The following is a 2619-nucleotide window of genomic DNA, read 5'->3' on the forward strand; positions in this document are numbered from 1 at the left end:
GCGGCGGCGCCGAAGCCGTCGCCGATGCGGACGGCGTAGACGCCGGCGATGCCGGTACGGGAGCGGAGGTTCGGCAGCACGTCGCGGGCGGCGGTGCCGGGGCCCGCGGGGAGCACGGCGACGAAGACGGGGCGGTCTTCGTCCTTGATGCGGGCGGCGAGTGCGTTGGCCCGGTTGACGGACAGCTGGCCCCGGACGTCGGGGTGGACGTAGACGGGGCGCTCGCGCAGCGCCTCGGCGGCGTCGCCGACGGGGTCCTGGGCGTGCGCGGAGGGTGCCGTGGCCGTGAGGAGCGCGGCGAGGAGGGCGAGGAGCGGGGCCAGGAACCGGTGCATACCTGACATTCTTCTCGCGGGGTGGGCGGGCGCCACCCGGGCGCCGCCCGGGTTCCGGCCGTTGCCGCGGGGGCGGTCCCGTACGGGCGGACCGGCGGGCGTGGGGTGGGGCGGCGGTGTCTGTGGGTGTGACTGAGCGACGGGTGGTGGCTGTGTGACCGCGCGGCGGGGTGGCGGGGCGGCGGCGTTGTCGGTGGGGGCGCCTACCCTTGGGCGGGTGCGAGGGGGATGTGGGGGGGATGTCGTTGTTGTTCGTCGGGGGCCTTGCCCTCCCCGTTACGCGCCGACCGTGACCGCGCCGTCCAGGTCGCACGCCTGCAGCCGGCCGCACATCCCGAACCGCGACTCCGCCCCGGTCCGCTGCACCGACGCCGTCCGCAGGTGGGCGCCGTCCGTGCGCAGTGCGTCCAGGTGCGCGTCCGTAGCCGCCGCGGCGGCGGCCGGGCCCCGTTCCCAGCGCCCGCGCCAGTCGTCCAGGTGCGGCCGGACCAGCTCCACCGCCCGGGTGTGGAACGCCGTCAGCGGTTCCGTGTCGCCCGCCCGCGCGGCGCGGGCGAGTTCGGCGAAGCCGGCCAGCGCCAGGTCGCGGCGGGCCTGCGCGGACTTCTCCGGCTCCGCCGGGTCGAGGCGGGCGGCGCGGGCGTAGGCGGCGTCGTCGTACAGGACGTCGGGCGGGAAGGGGAAGACGGCGTCGCCGGCCTCGGGCAGCCCGGCGTTCTGCATGAGGACGAGGATGTCGAGCCGGCCGTCGGCGTTGACGAGCCGGTGGATGGTGCCGGGTGTGAACCAGACGACGGCGTCCTCGACCAGCTCGGTCTCGGCGTACCCGGAGGCGGTCAGGGTCTGCACGGCGCCGTTGCCGCCGAGGACGACGTACGCCTCGGTGCAGGCGAGGTGCAGATGCGGGGTGCCGCCGCGGAGGCCGTCGGGGGCCTGCCAGTCGTAGACGCGGAGCCGGGAGACGCTGACGCCGCCGGGGAGGGGCGGGAGTGCGGGATCGGCCATGGACACCAGCATGCCGCAAGCGCTTTCTACGGGCCAGCCCCCGAACCACCCGATCTCACGCCCCGCGCCGGTGCGCGCCGCTGGGCTCCGGTGCGGTGGCGTGGCGCCGGGGCCTGCGGGCCGGTGGCCCGCCGGGTGTCCGCAGGCGTCCGCCGGCAGGGCATTTCTGTCAGTGGAGCGGCCTACCCTTGGGCGGGTGTGCGGGGTTGCTGGGGTTGCTGGGGTGCTGGAGTTACGCGACTTGCGGGGGGCTACGCCGGCTGGACCAGGGTGTAGCCCTCGTCCAGCAGTCGCGGCAGGTAGTACTCCAGCGCCCGTACCGTCGCCCACCTGTTGCCCCCGCCGTCGTGCGCCAGCACGATCGCTCCCGGATGCGCCCCCCGGACCACCGTCGTCTCGATGAACCGCTGGTCGCGGTTGTCCCAGTCGAGGGTGTCGATGTCCCACTGGAAGGGCTCCATCTGCAGTTGCGCGCAGATCTCCAGGCTCGGCCCGTGCCACATCCCGTACGGCGCCCGCGCCAGCCGCGGCGGCGTGCCCAGCTCCTTCGCCACCAGTTCGCAGGTCCGCTCCAGTTCCTCGCGCACCCGCGGGGTGCTGATCAGGTCGAGCTGCGGGTGGGTGTAGGAGTGGTTGCCGACGACGTGGCCGTCGGCGGCGATCCGGCGCAGCACGTCGCGGTTCCAGGGGATGTTCTCGCCGATGACGAAGAACGTCGCGCGCGCCCCGTGCCGCCGCAGGATCCGCAGGATCTCCGGCGTCTGCGCCGCGTGCGGGCCGTCGTCGAAGGTGAGCGCGATCTTCTTGCCGGTCTCCCGGAGCGTGCGGTGGGGCGCGGCGCGTACGGCGACCGGCCGGGTCGGTCCTGCGATACGGGCCATGCCCCCGGACGTCGTCATCGGCGCGGCGCCGGTGCGGCCCGCGGCCGGGCGCAGCCGGTACGACGGCGCGCGGCCGAGCGGCTTGCCGTCCGCCACCCCCGTCGCCCGCCCGGCCGCCCCCGACCTGGGGGCGTGCGCGGAGGGCGCGATGGCGAGCTGGTACGCGCCGAGCAGGCCCAGGCAGAGCGCGCCGCGCCGGGGCAGCCTCCGTGCGGGGTATTTGTCGTATTTCATGACCAACTGGTCTCACGGGGTGGAGCCCGGGCGGGTCAGCGACACGGGGCGCCGGGGCGAAGCACCGGATCGGGCCCCGGAGAGTGGCGGGCCCGAGCGGAACGGGGTAGTCACGGGGGCGCCTTGGCGCTCCGTCCGACTGCCTGAGCCGGGTGTGTGGGAGC

General features: G+C 75.6%; 2 protein-coding genes and 1 pseudogene. All 3 read right to left on the reverse strand.

Annotation, left to right across the window (positions count from 1 at the left end):
- A pseudogene (locus tag H5J30_RS26535) lies at positions 1-335 on the reverse strand (hypothetical protein); the annotation flags it as partial.
- A gap of 276 nt (positions 336-611) precedes the next feature.
- On the reverse strand, positions 612-1352 hold the full coding sequence (locus H5J30_RS26540) for a cupin domain-containing protein (protein ID WP_181789863.1): 741 nt from the start codon (positions 1350-1352) through the stop codon (positions 612-614).
- A gap of 239 nt (positions 1353-1591) precedes the next feature.
- Positions 1592-2455, reverse strand: a complete 864-nt coding sequence (locus tag H5J30_RS26545; RefSeq protein ID WP_181789864.1) for a polysaccharide deacetylase family protein — start codon at positions 2453-2455, stop codon at positions 1592-1594.
- Between the last annotated feature and the right edge of the window lie 164 nt (positions 2456-2619).

Origin of the sequence: Streptomyces phytophilus, assembly GCF_013870535.1 — a bacterium.
Lineage (GTDB): Bacteria > Actinomycetota > Actinomycetes > Streptomycetales > Streptomycetaceae > Streptomyces > Streptomyces phytophilus.

Coding starts and splice junctions, on each gene's coding strand:
- H5J30_RS26545 (WP_181789864.1), bottom strand. CDS start 2,455: ATGAAATACGACAAATACCCCGCACGGAGGCTGCCCCGGCGCGGCGCG.
- H5J30_RS26540 (WP_181789863.1), bottom strand. CDS start 1,352: ATGCTGGTGTCCATGGCCGATCCCGCACTCCCGCCCCTCCCCGGCGGC.